We start from the raw sequence: 17,147 nt of genomic DNA, 5'->3' as shown, positions 1-17,147 counted from the left end.
CAGGGCGGTGAAGATATCAAAGACCCGTTTTCCGGTAAATCGCAATGCGGCTCCGCTTAAGTGAACAGCATTGCGCATGATGCGGCCTTTTTGTTGGGTGTCGACGCCTCAGAGCCGGTTGCCCGCCTGGATGGTGCGGCGGATCTTGTTGCTAAGCAGCGGCACTATGTTGTCGGCCAATGCCTGGAAGCGGCCGAGATCCGGTTTGCAGCCCGGATCCAGATAGCCTTCGCTGCGCAGGGTGTGGATCAGGGTGCTGAACAGCTTCTGGTCGAAGAACTCGGGGGCGTTGATGCCGTGCAGGGTGCCGAGGCGCTCCGCCATCATCAGGCCGTCCGCTTCCAGTTGCTCCGCCTCGATGTGGGGTTGGGCCAGCATGCGGGTCAGCACGATGGCGTAGCGTTGCAGGGTCTCCTGAATGCTTTCGGCCAAGAGCAGCAGGCGCATCTGGTTGCCGGGGTTGACCCAGTAGCCGCCGTCGCGTGCCTCGACCAGTTGCTGGCGTAACAGCTCGGCCAGCAGGGCATCGATCAGTTCCGGCAGCTCGTCCTCTTCATAGCGCAGGAAGAGTTCGGTCTTGAGCAGGGGGTAGATGTCGACACAGCGGGCGACGATCTCGCTGCGGGAGATCCCCTCGCACCGCTCGATCAGGGCCGCCACCAGAGAGGGCATGGCGAACAGGTGCAGTATGTTGTTGCGGTAGTAGGTGAGCAGGATCGCCTGATAGCGGTCCAGGCTGATGATCTGGCCCAGCTTGTCCTCGCTCACCTCGAACTTGTTGAGCTCCATCGCCTGCTCCAGCAGGGTCCTGGCGTCCTCGTCCGGCATGGTGCTGTGCGGGCTGTAGGGCACCTGCTTGAGCAGGTCCAGATAGGTGTTGAGCTGGGCCTGGAGTTCGTCCCGGGTCAGGGCGTGGCGCTCGGCGGCCAGCAGGGCCAGGGCACTCAGGGTCAGGCCGTTGACGGCGGCGGCATCGTTGATGCGGGTCATCAGCAGCTCGGCCAGCTGGTTGACGGTGGAGGCCATCCACTCGGGACGCTCCTCCTCACCGATGTGATCCTTCCAGCTGGGCACGTGCTCGTTGAGGTAATTGTTGAGGGTCAGCGGCTCACCGAAGTTGACGAAGCCGCGGCCATAGTTGCGCAGCTTGCGCAGGATGCCGAGCACCTGCAGGAAGCTCTCCTTCTCCTTGCGGCTCCCCTTGAGTTCGTTGTGGTAGGTGTTCACCTCCATCACGTGCTCGTAGCCGAGGTAGACGGGGACCAGGGTCACCGGCCTGTCCAGCCCGCGCATCATGGCCTGCAGGGTCATGGCCAGCATGCCGGTCTTGGGGGGCAGCAGGCGACCGGTACGCGAACGCCCGCCCTCGGTGAAGAACTCCACCGAGTAGCCCTTGGCGAACAGCAGGTTGAGGTACTCCCGGAATACCGTGCTGTAGAGCGGATTGCCCTTGAAGGTGCGGCGGATGAAGAAGGCGCCGCCGTGGCGGAAGATGGGGCCCGCTGGCCAGAAGTTGAGGTTGATGCCCGCCGCGATGTGGGGCGGCACCATGCCCTGGTGGTAGATGACGTAGGAGAGCAGCAGGTAATCCATGTGGCTGCGATGGCAGGGGACGTAGACGATCTCGTGCCCTTCCTGGGCCAGCTGACGCACCTGCTCTGCTCCGTTGACCGAGAGGCCGCGATAGAGCTTGTTCCACAGCCAGCCGAGGAAACTCTCCCCGAGGCGGATCAACCGATAGGAGAAATTGGAGGCGATCTCGTCCATGTAGCCGTGGGCACGCTTTTGCGCCTTCTCCAGGCTGATCCCTTCCCGTCTGGCCTCCTCCTCGATGGCCTGCTGGATCACGCTCGAATCCAGCAGTTGCTTGAACAGCAGGTTGCGGTTCGGCAGCTTGGGCCCGGTGGCGGCCAGCTGCTGGCGGCTGAAGTGGGTACGGGCCACCCGCGCCAGCTTGTGGGCGATGGCCTCGTCGGTGCCGTGCTTGTCCGCCATGTAGCGCAGGGAGAGGGGCGGGGAGAAGCGCACCAGGTTCTCGCGCCCTTTCAGGATCACGATCAGCGCCTTCTTCAGGCGGTTTGGCGCCAGGCTACTGATGATGTTCCAGCCGGAGGCCTCCTCGCCTTCCCGGCCCGGGGCGCGGCCCCAGAACAGGGTGACGGGTACTACCTGGATATCCAGCGCCGGATCCTGCTTGTGCAGGTCCAGCAGCTGGTGGAACTCCTGCAGGAAGGGGAGTGGCTTGTTGCGCGTGCCGAACAGGGGAGGCGGACGATCCAGACAGACGTAGCGTGGCAGCAGTTGACCGTTCAGCTCCAGCGGCGTGAAGGGGCCGGGCAGGCCGAGATCCTCGCAGCACTGTTGCAGGGTCATCAGGTCGGTGATCGAGCTGGTCTTCAGGGCATAGACGATGGGTCTGGCCGGATCCAGCTTGAGCTCGGTGATGGGGTTTTCCGGCAGGCTCTTGTGATTGACCAAGCCGCTGACCGGCCATTGCAGGATGGCTCTGGAAATCTTCTGTCCAAGGGACATGTGCGTCTGCTCTCCAAAAAAATGCGGCGTGAGCATAGCAAATCACCGGCTGCTTGTCGCCGAGAGGTACGATGAGTCGGCACTTCAGAGCGGGGGGAGGGACAAATGTGCGTCGGGTCGCGACAAATGCCAGTTGCGCCTTGCCTTGGCCCCAGCACTGTATATACTGCCAGTGTGCTGTATAAAAAGACAGGTGCCCATGCTATGAAACCCCTTACCCCTCGCCAGGCTGAAGTACTCGAGCTCATCAAGGCGAACATGAACGAGACCGGCATGCCGCCGACTCGCGCCGAGATTGCCCAGAAGCTTGGCTTCAAGTCGGCCAACGCGGCCGAAGAACATCTGAAGGCCCTGGCCAAAAAAGGGGTCATCGAGATCATGCCGGGTACGTCCCGCGGCATTCGTCTGCTGCTCGAAGAAGAGGACGTGCAGCCTGAAGAAAACGGCCTGCCACTGATCGGCAAGGTGGCGGCCGGGGAACCCATCCTGGCCCAGGAACACATCGAGAGCCATTACCAGGTGGATCCCGCCCTGTTCCACCCGCGGGCAGACTTTCTGCTGCGGGTGCAGGGCATGAGCATGAAGAACATCGGCATCATGGACGGGGACCTGCTGGCGGTACACAAGACCCAGGAGGTACGCAACGGCCAGGTCGTTGTGGCACGGCTCGACGAGGACGTCACCGTCAAGCGCTTCCAGCGCAAGGGCAGCCAGGTGTGGCTGCTGCCGGAAAACGAAGAGCTCTCCCCCATCGAGGTGGATCTCGCCAGTCAGCACCTTACCATAGAGGGCCTGGCGGTCGGTGTGATCCGCAACGCCGACTGGATGTAAGCATCCGATGCGATGAAGAGGCCTCCTGCGGGAGGCCTCTTCATTTTCATCTGCCGATGGCATCTTCCTCCCCATCTTTTCGCTTCTCCTTCCTGTGCACAGTCTCGCCGCACGACATGCATTTCGGATATATCCTTTGATAAGGCCCCTGTCATGAGGGAAGGGGGAGTCGCACCGGGCAGTACGCCATGGCAGGGATGCATGATCGCCGGGTCGGTGCGCAGAAGGGAGAGTCGCCTCAGACTGGGGACTCGTACAGTCAGTACGCTGCCGTGGTTGGTTCGTCGTTGGGGACAAAGAGACCCGTCAGCGTGACCTGTTGAGCAAGGAGGACAGGTATGGCTTCAAGCTCGCCGTGGGATCCGGTGCCGGCCGCAGCGCCCGCATCTTCCATCACCCGATTCATCAAGGGCAGTCGGATGACATGGTTCTATGCGCTCTGGGTCTATCACAAGGGAGATGGTTGGACCATCTGGCTTGGGTGCCCCAAAGACAAGATTGTCCGCCTGGTTCGTCTGTTTCGCCGTCATCACGACATCGGATTGCCGGATGAGCCCTGGACTGCCCCCGTCATCCCGCTGCGCGTCCCCCTGAGACGTGCCCAGCCGCAGCACAGGCTGCGGCCCTGATCCCTCTTCCTGTACAAACAAGAGCCCCGCCAGAGCGGGGCTCTTGTTTTGGCGCCGATGCGGCTTATCCATGGCACAGACGCTTTCCCGCCGGGATGCAAGACTAGCCATCGGCGGGGGCAGGCGGGTTACAATGACCCCTACCGGTTTTGCCCCTAGGGCTTCTAACATAAGCAAGGCTTTGTTTTATATGGTTAAACCACGCTTTTACCTGCTGCTGTTGCTGTTTATCGGCGCCATTGCGGCGGCTTATTACTGGAGTCAGCCCGCGGTGCCGGAACAGGCCGATTACTACCCGGCGGGGCGAGACATCAACCCGTTTGCCCTCACGGATGCGGATGCACAGCCCTTTACCCCTGCCAACCTGACGGGACACTGGAGCTTTCTGTTCATCGGCTACACCTACTGCCCGGATGTCTGTCCGACCACGCTGGCGGATCTGCGCAGCGTCTATCCGGCGTTGAAGAAGATAGCCCCCACTAGCCAGGTGGTATTCATCTCGGCGGATCCCCAGCGGGATGACAGTGCCCGCCTGAAGAGCTATACCGCCTTCTTCGAGCCCGAGTTCAAGGCGGCGACCGCACCTCACAGTGCCCTCTTTCCTCTGGTCCGCAATCTGGGGCTGGTCTATTCCATCGTGGAAGGGGATCGCAAGGACTACCTGATCGACCACTCCGCCTCCATCGTGCTGATCAACCCCGAGGGGAAGCTGGTGGCCACCTTCCGACCCAAAGTGGCACCGGGTGAGGTGCCCCACGTGGACATGCAGGCCATGGTGGCCGACTTCGCGCGCATCGTGCGGCTGGCTGGCGAGTGATCCCGGCGCGCACCATGCTGATTCCCGCCTGGCTGAAGGATCCTCGCCGCCACAGAGCCGTCTTCGCCCTGGCCCTGCCCATGGTGTTCTCCAACGTCACCACGCCCTTGCTGGGGTTGGTGGACACCTGGGTGATCGGTCATCTTGGCCAGGCCTGGTTTCTCGGCGGCGTGTCGGTCGGTGCGACCTTCATCAATCTGCTGTTCTGGCTGCTTGGCTTCCTGCGCATGTCCACCACAGGGCTGACCGCCCAGGCTCAGGGTGCAGCCCATGCCGAAGGGCAGCTCGACACCCTGGCGCGGGCCCTGGGCTTGGCGATCGGACTGGGCATGGCGCTGTTGCTCCTGTTGCTGCCGTTCCTGCCTGCCATCATCGCCCTCGGTGGCGGCTCTTCCGAGGTACAGACCTATGCCGGTCAATATGTGTCGGTGCGGGTCTGGAGCGCCCCGGCGGCCTTGTGCAATCTGGTCATCATGGGGTGGTTGCTGGGCATGCAGGATGCACGCAGTCCCATGCTGCTGCTGATCCTGGGCAATCTCGTCAACATGGTGCTGGATGCCTGGTTCGTGCTGGGATTGGGCTGGCAGGTGAAAGGGGTGGCCGCAGCTTCCCTGCTGGCGGATTACAGCACGCTCGGGGTGGGGTTCTGGCTGGTGAGCCGGCATCTGCGCCGACTTGATCCCGGGGTGTGGCACAACGCCTGGCAGCGCTGGCGCCAGTGGCCGGCCCTGCTGCGGCTGCTCGCCCTGAACCGGGATATTTTCATCCGCTCACTCTGCCTGCAACTCTGCTTCGTGTTCATGACTCTGCAGGGGGCCAGGCTGGGGGATGTGGCGGTGGCCGCCAATGCGGTGCTGCTCAATTTCCTGATGCTGATTTCCTACGGGCTGGATGGATTTGCCTATGCGGTGGAAGCCATGGTAGGGCGCGCCATCGGGCGGCGTGATCGGCCGCTGCTGCGAGAGGCCATCGTCCTCAATCTGGGCTGGGCGCTGCTGATCGCCTTGGCATTCACCCTCTCGTTTGCCCTGGGGGGCCACTGGCTCATCCGCCACATTACCGACATACCGGCGGTGATCGCCGAGGCGCAACGTCAGCTCCCCTGGCTGGTGGCCATGCCGCTGCTGGCGGTCTGGTGCTTCCTGCTGGACGGGGTCTTTATCGGCGCCACCCGGGCCCGGGAGATGCGCAACAGCATGCTGGTGGCGGTGTTTGCCGGCTTCTTTCCCATCTGGTGGTTCTGCCAGGGATGGGGTGTGGCGGCCCTGTGGGCCGCCATGAGTGCCTTGATGGCCGGTCGTGGCCTGACGCTGGGCTGGCTCTGCTGGCGACTGGAGCGTGATGGACGGCTGCTGGCGGGGCAGGGGGCGGCGCAGTCAGTCTGAATCCTGGCTGCCTTGCCAATATCGTCAGCGGTCAGAGCGAGCCTGAATAGTCGAACTGTCGCCAGCTCTCGTAGACGAACACCGCGACGGCGTTGGCCAGATTCATGCTGCGGCTCTGGGGCAGCATGGGGATGCGCAGCCGCTGCTCGAATGGCAGGCTCTCGATGATCTCCATGGGCAGGCCTCGGCTCTCGGGCCCGAACAGCAGAGCGTCACCGGGGGCAAACCGGGCCGCCGAGTGGGCGGTGCGTCCCTTGGTGGTGCAGGCAAAGACCCGTTGGGGGGCGACGGCCGCCAGAAACGCCTCATAGTCAGGCCAGCGCTTGACGTCGGCAAACTCGTGATAGTCGAGCCCGGCCCGCTTGACCCGTTTGTCATCCCACTCGAACCCCAGGGGCTCTATCAGGTGCAACCGGTAGCCGGTATTGGCGCAGAGGCGAATGATGTTGCCGGTGTTGGGGGGGATTTCCGGTTGGTAGAGCACGATATCGAGCATGGAAGGATCCTGGGCTGGTGCGAAACGGGCGCCAGCATACCCAGCACCCGTGCCGATGAAAAGGGGGAGGTCAGGGCATGGGCAGACGGATGGTGATGACCAGTCCGGTCGGCTGATTGCTGCTGGCCCGGATGGTCCCCCCATGACGCTGGATCGCCTCGGCGGCGATGGCAAGGCCGAGACCCGTGCCCCCGGTCTTGGCGTTGCGGGCATCGTCCACCCGAAAGAAGGGCAGGAACAACCGGGGCTGCTGCTCCACCGGCACGCCCGGGCCGTCATCCCGTATGGTCATCACCCATTCCCGTCCCTCCCGGTACCAGTCCACTTTGATGAACTCGCGGGCATACTTGAGGGCGTTGCGCAGGGGGTTTTCCAGGGCGCGCGCCAGCAGCTCCGGCCACATGGTGAGGGATTCGGCGGGCAGGGAGGGGAGCCTGAGCTGTTTGCCGTTCTGGTTTGCCTCGAACATGGCGTCGTCCAGGATGGGCTCCAGCAGCTCCGCCAGGGGCAGCGTCACCGGCGCCTCCACATGTTGCTGCACCCGCGACAGATCCAGCAGATCCCCTATCAGCTTGTCGAGCCGGGCTATCTCCCCTTCGATGCGCGCCAGCTCGGCGCTGTCCCCCTGCTTGCGGCGGATCAGCGCCTGTGCGAGCTGGATGCGGGTCAGGGGGCTGCGCAGCTCGTGGGAGATGTCGGAGAGCAACTGCTTCTGCTTCTGGATCATGTCCTTGAGGGTATCGACCATGCGACTGACATGTTCGGCCAGCTGGCCTATCTCGTCGCGCCGCCCCAGGTTGGGGATCTGTATTTCCAGGTTGCCCTGGGCGAGTTGGGAGACCGACTGCTGCAACTGCAGTATGGGGCGGGTCAGACGCCAGGCGAGCAATAGACAGAGCGGGGTGCTGACCAGCATGGCGATGCCCAGGATCTGGATGGGGTGATCCAGGATCTGGATGAAGAGGAACAGGTAGGAGTTTTCGACGTTCAGACCGAAATAGACGTGATAGGTCTGGCCGTGATGGACCATCTGGAAGGGGCCGGCGATGGCGCGCTGGTGTTCGCTGCCCAGCATGGGCTTGGCCGGGTTGTCCGAGTCGAGCATGAAACGGATCACGAACTTGCTCAGCCGGGTGCTGGACTGCATCTGCCCCTTGGCATCGCGTAGATAGATGTTGTCCACCGGCAAGAGGCCCGCGGCATCGATGGCCTTGGCCAGATCGAAATCCTGCTCGGGATCCGCGCCCCGTTGCAGCGCCGCCAGGTTGTTGTTGAGACGGGTGACCTCGTGGGCCGGCAGCGGGATGATATTGCGGGGGTCCAGGGTGGGGAGGATCACCACCGCAGCCACGACCAGTAGCAGGATGAACCAGAACCAGAGGAAGATCTGGGTGGAAAGGCCGTTGAAGGTGCGGGCCGATTTCATGCCTGCTCCAGCCACAAGTAGCCTCGTCCCCGCACCGTCTTGAAGCGGGGCTGGCCGTCAGCCCGCTCCGGCAGCTTCTTGCGCAGGTTGCTCAGGTGCATGTCGATGGCCCGATCGAAAGGTTCGAGCTTCTTGCCCAGCACCTGTTCGGAGAGCAGGCCCTTGCTGACGATCTGGCCCGGATTGCGCAGCAGGCACTCCAGCAGGCCGAACTCGGTGGCAGTGAGCTCCAGCAACTGATCGTCGCAGCGAGCCTGTTGCAGGCCGGGCTGCAGCACCAGATCCATGAAGCGCACCTCTTCCGAGCTGCCGCCGCGCTGGGGAGCCTGGCTCTGGGTTCGACGCAGGATGGCGCGCACCCGGGCCAGCAGCTCCCGGTCGTCGAACGGCTTGGCGAGATAGTCGTCGGCACCGGCCTCCAGCCCGTTGACCCGATCCTGGCTGTCGCCACGGGCGGTCAGCATCAACACCGGGGTGTCGTGGGTCTTGCGCAGCCGGGTCAGCATGGCGAAACCGTTGAGTCTGGGCATCATGACGTCCAGCAGCACCAGGTCGAAAGCCTGTTCTGCCAGTCGCTGCAATCCCTCTTCCCCATCCTCGGCGACGGTGACCTCAAACCCCTCCAGGGTCAGGATTTCGGTGAGCAGCTGGGTCAGTTCGAGATCGTCGTCGACCAGGAGTATTTTGTTCATCTGGGAGTCACTCTGTTGATTTTGCACGCCAAACTGACGTCCGGGTCAGGGTATAATAAGTTTTTACGCGTCGGAGGAAAGCCGGTTTTGAGCCACCAACACTATTCCCGCTGGGTTACCCTGGCCAGCATGGCCGCTGTGACCACCGCCACCCTGCTCATCCTGGGCAAACTGATCGCTTGGCTGATGACGGATTCATCCAGCCTGCTGGCATCCCTGACCGATTCCTTCATGGACATCAGCGCCTCTCTCATCAATCTGCTGGCCATCCGTTATGCGCTGGCACCTGCCGACGAAGAGCATCGCTTCGGCCACGGCAAGGCGGAGTCCCTGGCGGGTCTGGTGCAGTCGGCCTTCATCTCGGGGTCCGCCCTGCTGCTGGTGATGCACGGCATCTCGTCGATGCTGAATCAAGTGCCCGTGGTGCGCCTGGAGGCGGGGATCTGGGTCAGCGTCGGCTCCATCGTGCTGACCCTGCTGCTGGTGAGCTTCCAGGGCTTTGTCATCCGCAAGACCAACAGTGTGGCCATCAAGGCCGACATGCTGCACTACCGTTCCGACCTGCTGCTCAATGGCGGCGTGCTGGTGGCACTGGTGCTGGCGGGGCAGGGATGGTACTGGGCCGACGGCCTGTTTGCCATTCTGATCGGTCTGTTCCTGGTGTGGGGGGCTGTCCATATCGGCTACGAATCGGTGCAGGCCCTGCTCGATCGTCAGTTGCCAGAGGAGGAACAAGCGAGAATAATGGCCCTCTGCTGTGCCGTAGAAGGGGTGCATGGCGTACATGACCTGCGTACCCGCCAATCCGGGCCGACCCGTTTCGTGCAGTTGCATCTGGAACTCGATGATCAACTGCCTCTGGTCAGGGCCCATCAGATAGCCGACGAGGCTGAACTGGCCGTCCGCCAGGCCTTCGAGCGGATGGATGTGATCATTCACATGGACCCCATCTCGGTGCTGACAAAAGAACGACAAAGCACTCACCCTGAACAACAGTAGGCTGCAACATGGATGATCTGGTTGCCAGAACCTGGCAAAAAATTCAGCAGGAAGCGCAGAGCATGGCGGCCCAGGAGCCCATGCTGGCCAGCTTCTTTCATTCCACCATTCTCAATCACCGGGATTTGCGCTCGGCGCTGAGCTTCCAGCTCGCCAACAAGCTCGACAGCACCACCATGCCTGCCATCGCCTTGCGGGAAGTGATCGAGCTGGCCCTGCGCAGCGAACCCGAGCTGCTGGCCGCAGTGGCCGCCGACATCTGCGCGGTGCAGGATCGCGACCCGGCGGTCGACCTCTTCTCCACCCCGCTGCTCTACCTCAAGGGATTCCATGCTCTTCAGGGGTATCGGGTGGCCAACTGGCTGTGGCGTCAGGGACGCCGTGCCCTGGCGCTCTATCTGCAAAACCAGATCTCCGTGGTGTTCGGCGTGGATGTACACCCGGCCGCCCGCATCGGCAAGGGCATCATGTTTGACCATGCCACCGGTATCGTGGTCGGGGAAACCGCCGTCATCGAGAACGACGTCTCCATCCTTCAGAGTGTGACTCTGGGGGGGACCGGCAAGGAGAGTGGCGATCGTCACCCCAAAATCCGGGAAGGGGTGATGATAGGGGCGGGGGCCAAGGTGCTTGGCAACATCGAGGTGGGCGTCGGCGCCAAGATCGGTGCCGGCAGCGTGGTGATCAACCCGGTGCCGCCTCACACCACGGTCGCTGGCGTGCCCGCCAGGATTGTGGGCCGCCCCGAGTGCGACAAACCTTCCCTGGACATGGATCAGTGCCTCTGATCCCCTGACCGAGGCCGTTGTATGGTCAAGCGCTGGTCAGGCTTTCTGATCCTGGGGATGTGGCTGCTCAACCTGCTGCACCTTTATCTGGACTTCTCCCCCTGGCCCGCCGCCATCGCGGCCTGGGCCGCCTCCCTGCTCACCTGGCCCTGGCTGGTGGGGGCCGCACGGCGCCAGGCGCTGGCCCTCTACGGCGCGGCGCTCCTGCTGCTGCTCTTTTCCTGGTGGCGAGGTGCCAGCCTCAGCCCAGGTGACTGGCTCTTGCCGAACATCAACATGCTGACCATGTTTGCCGCAGTGAGCACCCTCAATCTGGCTACCTCCGGCCTCTTGACCGGCACCGCCTCCTGGTCCGGTCGCAAGGGGCTGTGGAGCACCATGGCCAGCCTCAATCTGCTGGGGGCCGTCATCAATCTTTCGGTGCTCTTCATCATCGGCGATCGGCTGGAGCGCAACGGGACGCTGGAGCGGCGTCAGGTCATGGTGCTGAGCCGGATCTTCTGTGCGGCTGCGTTTTGGTCCCCCTTCTTCGTCGCCATGGCGGTGGCCCTCACCTATGCACCGGGTCTGCAACTGGGCAGTATACTGCCTTTTGGCATACTGGCGGCTTTGCTGGCCATGGGGCTGACAGCCTGGCAGGTAGAGCGACTCGGTGTGGAGACCTTTGAAGGTTATCCGCTGCGGCTCCAGACCCTGGGGCTACCGGTGACCCTGGCACTGCTGGTGCTGGTGATCCACCGTTTCTGGCCCGGACTCAGCATTCTGGCGGTGATCGCCCTGGTGGCGCCCTTGCTGGCCTTGCTGTTCATGCCGCAAGCGGGGCGAGGGGCTGCTCTCAAGCGCCAGGTGGTTGAGCGCTTCCCGGCCATCGGTGGCCAGCTTGTGCTGTTTCTGGGGGCCGGCCTGCTGGCGGCTGGCATCAACAGCGCGCTGTCAGTACTGGACTTTGGCAGTGGCCACGGCCTGCCGCTGTTCAACCACTTCGGCTGGCTGGAAGCCTGTCTGACCCTGCTGCTGATCTTCCTGGTGGCCATAGTGGGCGTGCATCCTCTCATCAGCATCTCGGGGGTGGCGCCGCTGCTCTGGCCGCTGGCACCGGATCCCAGCCTGCTTGGCATGTGCTTCCTCATGGGGTGGGGGCTGGCGACCGGGACGAGCCCGCTCTCCGGCTCCAATCTGGCGCTGGCGTCCCGCTACAACCTGAGCGCCGGGCTGCTGCTGCGCTGGAACCTGCTCTACGGCCTGTTGATGTACGCCGTGGCCTGTCTGATGATGGGGGGCTTCATCGCCTTGCATGGCTGATGGCGGCATCGGCAGGAGGGCGGGTTGTGCCACGGCGGACGCCCGGGATCGAGGTTCCTGCTGCCTGCGAGAAAAACCGACGCATATTTAATCAATACCGGGCCGCAGGGCGCATTTTGCAACGTGCTGGCTTGTTTGTGCCGAGCGCATCAGGGTATGCTGGCTCCACGCGCTTGAATCGCCCTCTGTGGGGCATCGCAATTGAACATACAGGTATGCATATGTCACTAGAAGTCCTTGAGCAACTCGAATCCAAAGTACAATCCGCCGTCGACAACATCTCCTTGCTGAAGATGGAGCTGGACGAGCTGAAAGAGCAGAACAGCAAGCTGCAAGACGAAAACCACCAACTGCGCAATGAGCACGTTGCCTGGCAAGAGCGTCTGCGTGCCCTGCTGGGCAAGATGGACCAGATGGGCGATGCCATCTGATCCCGTCTAGATTGACCGGAATGAAAGCGGGCCGCTCTTTGAGCGGCCCGCTTGTTTTGGTCTGCCGGGCAATCAGAGTGCCAGCAGCTGTTTGACGGTCTTCTCGATGCCGTCCGCCGCCTCCACAATATTGTTGGCCAGCATGTAGGCAGGAGTGGAGATGACCTTGCGCTCCTGATCCACCACGAACTCGCTCACCGGGCAGTCGAGATGACTGCCACCCATGGCTTCGATGGCGTTGGCGGCGCCCTCGTCGTTGCCAATGGTGGCCAGGGTGCCTGCCCCATAGATGAGCGGGATCATGGCCGGTGCGATGCAGATGTAGGCGGCCGGTTTGCCGGCTCTGGCAAAGCTCTGGCAGGCCTTCAGCACATCCGGCTGGATGCGGCACTCTGCGCCCTTGATGGCGAAGTCACACAGGTTCTTGGCGGCGCCGAAGCCGCCCGGCACCAGCAGGGCGTCGAAGTCGGCTGCATCCAGTTCAGCCACATCCCTGATCTGGCCGCGGCAGATGCGGGCCGCCTCGACCAGCACGTTGCGGCTCTCTCCCTCGTTGACCTCGCCGGTCAGGTGATTGATGACATGAAGCTGAGGGACATTGGGGGCGAAGCATTGAACGGATGCTCCCTGACGGGCCAGCGCCAGCAGGCTGATGACGGCCTCGTGGATTTCGGCGCCGTCAAACACGCCACAACCACTCAAGATCACGGCCACTTTTTTCATGACAGACTCCTCGTTGTTGAAAATGTGAGCCAGGGTAGATTGTTGTACTTTTGTATGGTTATCGTTCGACCTCCGCTGGTCAAGTCATCTCCCTGTGCTAGGATTGTTTCGTTTTGGATCCTGCCTCAGCACCCCTCTTGAATTTTTTTCCACATTGATCGAGATCATGATGCGTGCGTCATGTTGAGTTTTCATGATCTCAACATATTGTTTTAAAAGATATTTTTTGTTTTAATCCACAGATTTGTCACGGCCGTGATGCAATGGTGCCATTTTTGAGCACAGAGTTATCCACAGCAATATGCCCCACCGGTGCGCCGGGGTGATGGTGGGAGTCCCCTTGGTGTGGTGCGGGCCCTGTGGCATCCTAGCGGCTGTTTATTCTTGGCAGGACGATTTTCATGGCCTCTAGCAATCCTCTTATTCTGGTCGACGGATCTTCATATCTTTACCGCGCCTTCTTTGCCTCGCAGCAGGCCGATCTGCGCACCTCGACCGGCTTGCCTAGCGGCGCCGTCCGTGTCATGGCCAACATGATGCGCAGCCTTCGCAAGCAGTACCCCGACTGCCACGTGGCCGTGGTGTTCGACGCCAAGGGCAAGACCTTCCGTGACGACATCTATCCCGAATACAAGGCAACACGCGCCAGCATGCCGGACGATCTGCGCAGCCAGGTCGCTCCTATCCACCAGATGATCAAGGCAATGGGTTTCCCCTTCCTGATGGTCGAAGGGGTGGAGGCCGACGACGTGATCGGCACCCTGGCCCGTCAGGCGACCGAGAAACAGCTGCCTGTGCTCATCAGCACCGGCGACAAGGACATGGCGCAGCTGGTCTCCGACCATGTCACCCTGATCGACACCATGAAGGATGTGAAGACCGATCGGGAAGGGGTGATCGAGAAGTTCGGCGTACCGCCCGAGCTCATCATCGATTACCTGGCGCTGATGGGGGACAAGGTGGACAACATTCCCGGCATGACCGGTGTCGGCGAGAAGACCGCACTGGCCCTGTTGCAGGGGATAGGCAGCATCGACGAGATTGCCGCCAACCTCGACAAGGTGGCGGCGCTCGGCTTCCGCGGCTCCAAGGCGTTTGCCGACAAGTTCCGCGAGCAGGAAGAGCAGGTGCGCCTCTCCTACGTGCTGGCCACCATCAAGACCGACGTGGTCCTGGAGCAGAGTCTGGAAGAGCTGCAGCTTGGTCCCATCGACAAGGAGGCTTTGCTGGCGGTCTACCGCGAGTACGAGCTGCGCAACCTGATCAAAGAACTGGAGTCTGGTGGCGAGGAGAGCGAAGCCGCAGGTGATGAGGAAGGCGCCGCCCCGGTAGCCGCCATCGAAACCGACTATCGCTGCATTCTGGATGAGGCCGAATTCGATGAGTGGCTGGCACGGTTGCAGGCGGCGCCGCTGTTTTCCTTCGACACCGAGACCACCAGTCTCGACTATATGGAAGCGCGGGTCGTTGGCGTCTCCTTTGCCATCGAGCCGGGCAAGGCGGCCTATGTGCCCTTCGGCCACGACTATCTGGGGGCGCCGGTGCAGCTGACCGAGGCCGTGGTACTCGGCAAGCTCAAACCGCTGCTGGAAGATCCGGCCCGTCTCAAGGTGGGGCAGAACCTCAAGTACGACCGCAATGTGCTGCTCAACCACGGCATCGAGCTGCAGGGTATCGCCTACGACACCATGCTCGAATCCTATGTGCTCAACTCCACTGCCAGCCGCCACGACATGGATTCCCTGGCCCGCAGGTATCTGAACGCCGAAACCATCTCGTTCGAAGAGATCGCCGGCAAGGGGGTCAAGCAGCTCACCTTCAACCAGATTGAACTGGAGCAGGCGGCCCCTTACGCGGCGGAAGATGCCGACATCACCCTGCGTCTGCATCAGACGCTGTGGGGCAAGCTCTCTGCCGAACCGGGTCTCGCCAAGGTGTTCAGCGAGATCGAACTGCCCCTGCTGCCGGTGCTGGCACGGATGGAGCGACTCGGTACCACCATCGAGCCCAAGCTGCTGCATCAGCAGAGTCAGGAGATCGAAGTGCGTCTGGCAGAGCTGGAGAAGCAGGCCCACGAGCTGGCCGGGCAGGAGTTCAACCTCTCCTCGCCCAAGCAGCTTGGGGAGATCCTCTTCACCAAGCTGGGGCTGCCGATCATCAAAAAGACCCCCAAGGGAGCGCCATCCACTGCGGAAGAGGTGCTGGCCGAGCTGGCGGAGACCTATGATCTGCCGTGTCTGCTGATGGAGCACCGTGGGCTGGCCAAGCTCAAGTCCACCTACACCGACAAGCTGCCGCTGATGATCAAGCCGCAGACCGGGCGGGTGCACACCTCCTATCACCAGGCGGTGGCGGCGACCGGTCGACTCTCGTCAACCGACCCCAACCTGCAGAACATTCCGGTGCGCAACGAACAGGGGCGCCGCATTCGGCAGGCCTTCATTCCGTGCGCTGGTTACAAGCTGGTGGCGGCGGACTACTCCCAGATCGAGCTGCGCATCATGGCCCACCTCTCCGGTGACAAGGGGCTGCTGACCGCCTTTGCCGAGGGCAAGGACATCCACAAGGCGACCGCCGCCGAGGTATTCGGCGTCGCGCTCGATGCGGTGACCAGCGACATGCGTCGCAGCGCCAAGGCGATCAACTTCGGTCTCATCTACGGCATGAGCGCCTTCGGTCTGGCCAAGCAGCTGGGTATCGGTCGCGCCGAAGCGCAGAAGTACATGGATCTCTACTTCGAGCGCTACCCGGGGGTGCTGGAGTACATGGAGCGCACTCGCCAGCAGGCGGAGGCCCAGGGTTATGTCGAAACCCTGTTTGGCCGTCGCCTCTATCTGCCGGATATCAAGTCCCGCAACGCCGGTCTGCGCAAGGCGGCCGAACGGGCCGCCATCAACGCTCCCATGCAGGGCACCGCTGCCGACATCATCAAGCGCGCCATGATCAACGTGGATGGCTGGATCCGCGGGATTGAAGACGAGTCGATCCGCATGTTGATGCAGGTACACGATGAACTGGTGTTCGAGATCCGCGAAGAGAAGCTGGAAGAGTACATCGCCATCATCAAGGATAAGATGTCGGGTGCGGCTGAACTGTATGTGCCGCTGGTGGTGGAAGCGGGCACCGGTGACAACTGGGATCAGGCCCACTGATCCTGCCTGATGGTCACATAGCTATATAAGAAGAGAAGCCCGGCATCATGCCGGGCTTCCTGTTTGTGGCTGCAGGGTCAGGCCTCTTGCAGGTATTCATCCTTGAGCAGCACATAGTTGTCGGCCGAGGTCTTCAGGAAGGCGATCTCGGCGGGCTTGAGAGGGCGGGCCTGCTTGACGGGATTGCCCATATAAAGAAAGCCGGCCTCGAGCCGCTTGCCTGGTGGCACCAGGCTGCCCGCCCCGATCATCACATCGTCTTCAACGATCACCCCATCCAGCAGGATGGCACCCATACCGACCAGCACCCGGTCGCCTATGGTGCAACCGTGCAGCATGGCTTTATGACCGACCGTGACATCCTCACCTATCAGCAGCGGATAGCCGCCGGGGTTGCTGGCACTCTTGCGGGTCAGGTGCAGCACTGTGCCGTCCTGGATATTGCTGCGGGCACCGATGCGGATATGGTTGACGTCCCCTCTGGCGGCCACCATGGGCCAGATGCTGGCATCGTCACCTAGCTGGATATCCCCCACCAGGCTGGCACAGGGATCTACATATACCCGTTTGCCCAGTTGCGGGCATTTTCCCTTGTAAGGTCTCAGTCGCAAGTCCATCTTGGCCTCCTTGTTTTCGGCCATTCTAGCAAGACGACACCGGTTTCTGTGGATAAGTTTGTATAAAAGCTGTGTTTGGATATGAATAACTAAAAAAGTGCCGATTTTTGCAATTTTATTGCAGAGGAGGGGTTGCCAGAACGAATTCGCTCCCTATAATGCGCCTCCATCGACAGGGCAAGCGGCAACGCAAACAAGCCAGTCGGCGCCTCGAAAAAAGCCTTTGCAAATAAGGCTTGACTCGAGAAGACGGTTGAGTAGAATGCCACTCCCGCAGCAGCCAAAAGCTGCGTCGCTCTTTAACAATTTGAATCAAGCAATCTGTGT

15 protein-coding genes are annotated in these 17,147 nt (G+C 62.0%); 9 read left to right on the top strand and 6 right to left on the bottom strand.

Features of this window, described 5'->3' with window-relative positions:
• Positions 1 to 108 precede the first annotated feature (108 nt).
• Positions 109 to 2,532, bottom strand: a complete 2,424-nt coding sequence (gene plsB, locus PG887_RS19355) for a glycerol-3-phosphate 1-O-acyltransferase PlsB (protein ID WP_041214121.1) — start codon at positions 2,530 to 2,532, stop codon at positions 109 to 111.
• 204 nt (positions 2,533 to 2,736) lie between these two features.
• Here plsB and lexA point away from each other — a divergent pair, with 204 nt between their 5' ends.
• The 4 genes from lexA to dinF all read left to right on the top strand — a co-directional run bounded on the left by lexA (position 2,737) and on the right by dinF (position 6,194).
• Positions 2,737 to 3,363, top strand: coding sequence for a transcriptional repressor LexA (gene lexA, locus PG887_RS19350; protein ID WP_010672444.1), 627 nt, complete (start codon positions 2,737 to 2,739; stop codon positions 3,361 to 3,363).
• A 338-nt stretch (positions 3,364 to 3,701) separates the two neighbouring features.
• Entirely contained in the window at positions 3,702 to 3,992 is a 291-nt protein-coding gene (locus PG887_RS19345) for a hypothetical protein (RefSeq protein WP_010672445.1), read from the top strand.
• A 190-nt stretch (positions 3,993 to 4,182) separates the two neighbouring features.
• A complete protein-coding gene (locus PG887_RS19340; protein WP_048209466.1) occupies positions 4,183 to 4,809 on the top strand; it encodes an SCO family protein in 627 nt (208 codons plus the stop codon).
• Between the two features lie 14 nt (positions 4,810 to 4,823).
• Positions 4,824 to 6,194, top strand: a complete 1,371-nt coding sequence (gene dinF / locus PG887_RS19335) for an MATE family efflux transporter DinF (protein WP_270822635.1) — start codon at positions 4,824 to 4,826, stop codon at positions 6,192 to 6,194.
• Between the two features lie 31 nt (positions 6,195 to 6,225).
• Here the strand turns inward: dinF and trmL are convergent, their stop codons facing one another.
• From trmL to PG887_RS19320, 3 genes are all read right to left on the bottom strand, one after another.
• Complete coding sequence (gene trmL / locus PG887_RS19330; protein ID WP_039041146.1) at positions 6,226 to 6,690, bottom strand: tRNA (uridine(34)/cytosine(34)/5-carboxymethylaminomethyluridine(34)-2'-O)-methyltransferase TrmL; 465 nt, start codon at positions 6,688 to 6,690, stop codon at positions 6,226 to 6,228.
• Between the two features lie 70 nt (positions 6,691 to 6,760).
• The gene (locus PG887_RS19325; RefSeq protein WP_103244036.1) at positions 6,761 to 8,116 is read right to left on the bottom strand and encodes an ATP-binding protein; all 1,356 of its coding nucleotides are present in this window, start codon (positions 8,114 to 8,116) and stop codon (positions 6,761 to 6,763) included.
• The gene (locus PG887_RS19320; RefSeq protein ID WP_010672450.1) at positions 8,113 to 8,808 is read right to left on the bottom strand and encodes a response regulator; all 696 of its coding nucleotides are present in this window, start codon (positions 8,806 to 8,808) and stop codon (positions 8,113 to 8,115) included. Before PG887_RS19320 ends, PG887_RS19325 begins: the two co-directional genes overlap by 4 nt.
• 87 nt (positions 8,809 to 8,895) lie before the next feature.
• Between PG887_RS19320 and fieF the strand changes: the two genes are divergently transcribed.
• The 4 genes from fieF to PG887_RS19300 all read left to right on the top strand — a co-directional run bounded on the left by fieF (position 8,896) and on the right by PG887_RS19300 (position 12,328).
• A complete protein-coding gene (gene fieF / locus PG887_RS19315; protein ID WP_043155671.1) occupies positions 8,896 to 9,807 on the top strand; it encodes a cation efflux pump FieF in 912 nt (303 codons plus the stop codon).
• Positions 9,808 to 9,815: 8 nt separating this feature from the next.
• Positions 9,816 to 10,595 (top strand): serine O-acetyltransferase, encoded by a 780-nt coding sequence (gene cysE, locus PG887_RS19310; protein ID WP_010672452.1) that lies wholly within the window; start codon positions 9,816 to 9,818, stop codon positions 10,593 to 10,595.
• A gap of 21 nt (positions 10,596 to 10,616) precedes the next feature.
• On the top strand, positions 10,617 to 11,897 hold the full coding sequence (locus tag PG887_RS19305; protein ID WP_010672453.1) for a hypothetical protein: 1,281 nt from the start codon (positions 10,617 to 10,619) through the stop codon (positions 11,895 to 11,897).
• Between the two features lie 221 nt (positions 11,898 to 12,118).
• Positions 12,119 to 12,328, top strand: coding sequence for a cell division protein ZapB (locus tag PG887_RS19300; RefSeq protein ID WP_010672454.1), 210 nt, complete (start codon positions 12,119 to 12,121; stop codon positions 12,326 to 12,328).
• 72 nt (positions 12,329 to 12,400) lie between these two features.
• Here PG887_RS19300 and elbB read toward each other — a convergent pair whose 3' ends face one another.
• The gene (elbB, locus tag PG887_RS19295) at positions 12,401 to 13,051 is read right to left on the bottom strand and encodes an isoprenoid biosynthesis glyoxalase ElbB (protein ID WP_048209468.1); all 651 of its coding nucleotides are present in this window, start codon (positions 13,049 to 13,051) and stop codon (positions 12,401 to 12,403) included.
• Between the two features lie 401 nt (positions 13,052 to 13,452).
• Here elbB and polA point away from each other — a divergent pair, with 401 nt between their 5' ends.
• Positions 13,453 to 16,203 (top strand): DNA polymerase I, encoded by a 2,751-nt coding sequence (gene polA / locus PG887_RS19290; RefSeq protein WP_104455064.1) that lies wholly within the window; start codon positions 13,453 to 13,455, stop codon positions 16,201 to 16,203.
• Positions 16,204 to 16,280: 77 nt separating this feature from the next.
• On the opposite strand, the gene PG887_RS19285 is transcribed toward polA, so the two are convergent.
• A complete protein-coding gene (locus tag PG887_RS19285; protein ID WP_104456037.1) occupies positions 16,281 to 16,820 on the bottom strand; it encodes a gamma carbonic anhydrase family protein in 540 nt (179 codons plus the stop codon).
• Positions 16,821 to 17,147 lie beyond the last annotated feature (327 nt).

Origin of the sequence: Aeromonas sp. QDB14, assembly GCF_027707845.1 — a bacterium.
Taxonomy (GTDB): domain Bacteria; phylum Pseudomonadota; class Gammaproteobacteria; order Enterobacterales; family Aeromonadaceae; genus Aeromonas; species Aeromonas caviae.
This window is presented reverse-complemented; position numbering and strand designations above follow the sequence as displayed.

Coding starts and splice junctions, on each gene's coding strand:
- polA (WP_104455064.1), top strand. CDS start 13,453: ATGGCCTCTAGCAATCCTCTTATTCTGGTCGACGGATCTTCATATCTT.
- lexA (WP_010672444.1), top strand. CDS start 2,737: ATGAAACCCCTTACCCCTCGCCAGGCTGAAGTACTCGAGCTCATCAAG.
- plsB (WP_041214121.1), bottom strand. CDS start 2,532: ATGTCCCTTGGACAGAAGATTTCCAGAGCCATCCTGCAATGGCCGGTC.
- PG887_RS19325 (WP_103244036.1), bottom strand. CDS start 8,116: ATGAAATCGGCCCGCACCTTCAACGGCCTTTCCACCCAGATCTTCCTC.
- dinF (WP_270822635.1), top strand. CDS start 4,824: ATGCTGATTCCCGCCTGGCTGAAGGATCCTCGCCGCCACAGAGCCGTC.
- PG887_RS19320 (WP_010672450.1), bottom strand. CDS start 8,808: ATGAACAAAATACTCCTGGTCGACGACGATCTCGAACTGACCCAGCTG.
- cysE (WP_010672452.1), top strand. CDS start 9,816: ATGGATGATCTGGTTGCCAGAACCTGGCAAAAAATTCAGCAGGAAGCG.
- elbB (WP_048209468.1), bottom strand. CDS start 13,051: ATGAAAAAAGTGGCCGTGATCTTGAGTGGTTGTGGCGTGTTTGACGGC.
- PG887_RS19340 (WP_048209466.1), top strand. CDS start 4,183: ATGGTTAAACCACGCTTTTACCTGCTGCTGTTGCTGTTTATCGGCGCC.
- PG887_RS19305 (WP_010672453.1), top strand. CDS start 10,617: ATGGTCAAGCGCTGGTCAGGCTTTCTGATCCTGGGGATGTGGCTGCTC.
- trmL (WP_039041146.1), bottom strand. CDS start 6,690: ATGCTCGATATCGTGCTCTACCAACCGGAAATCCCCCCCAACACCGGC.
- PG887_RS19285 (WP_104456037.1), bottom strand. CDS start 16,820: ATGGACTTGCGACTGAGACCTTACAAGGGAAAATGCCCGCAACTGGGC.
- PG887_RS19345 (WP_010672445.1), top strand. CDS start 3,702: ATGGCTTCAAGCTCGCCGTGGGATCCGGTGCCGGCCGCAGCGCCCGCA.
- PG887_RS19300 (WP_010672454.1), top strand. CDS start 12,119: ATGTCACTAGAAGTCCTTGAGCAACTCGAATCCAAAGTACAATCCGCC.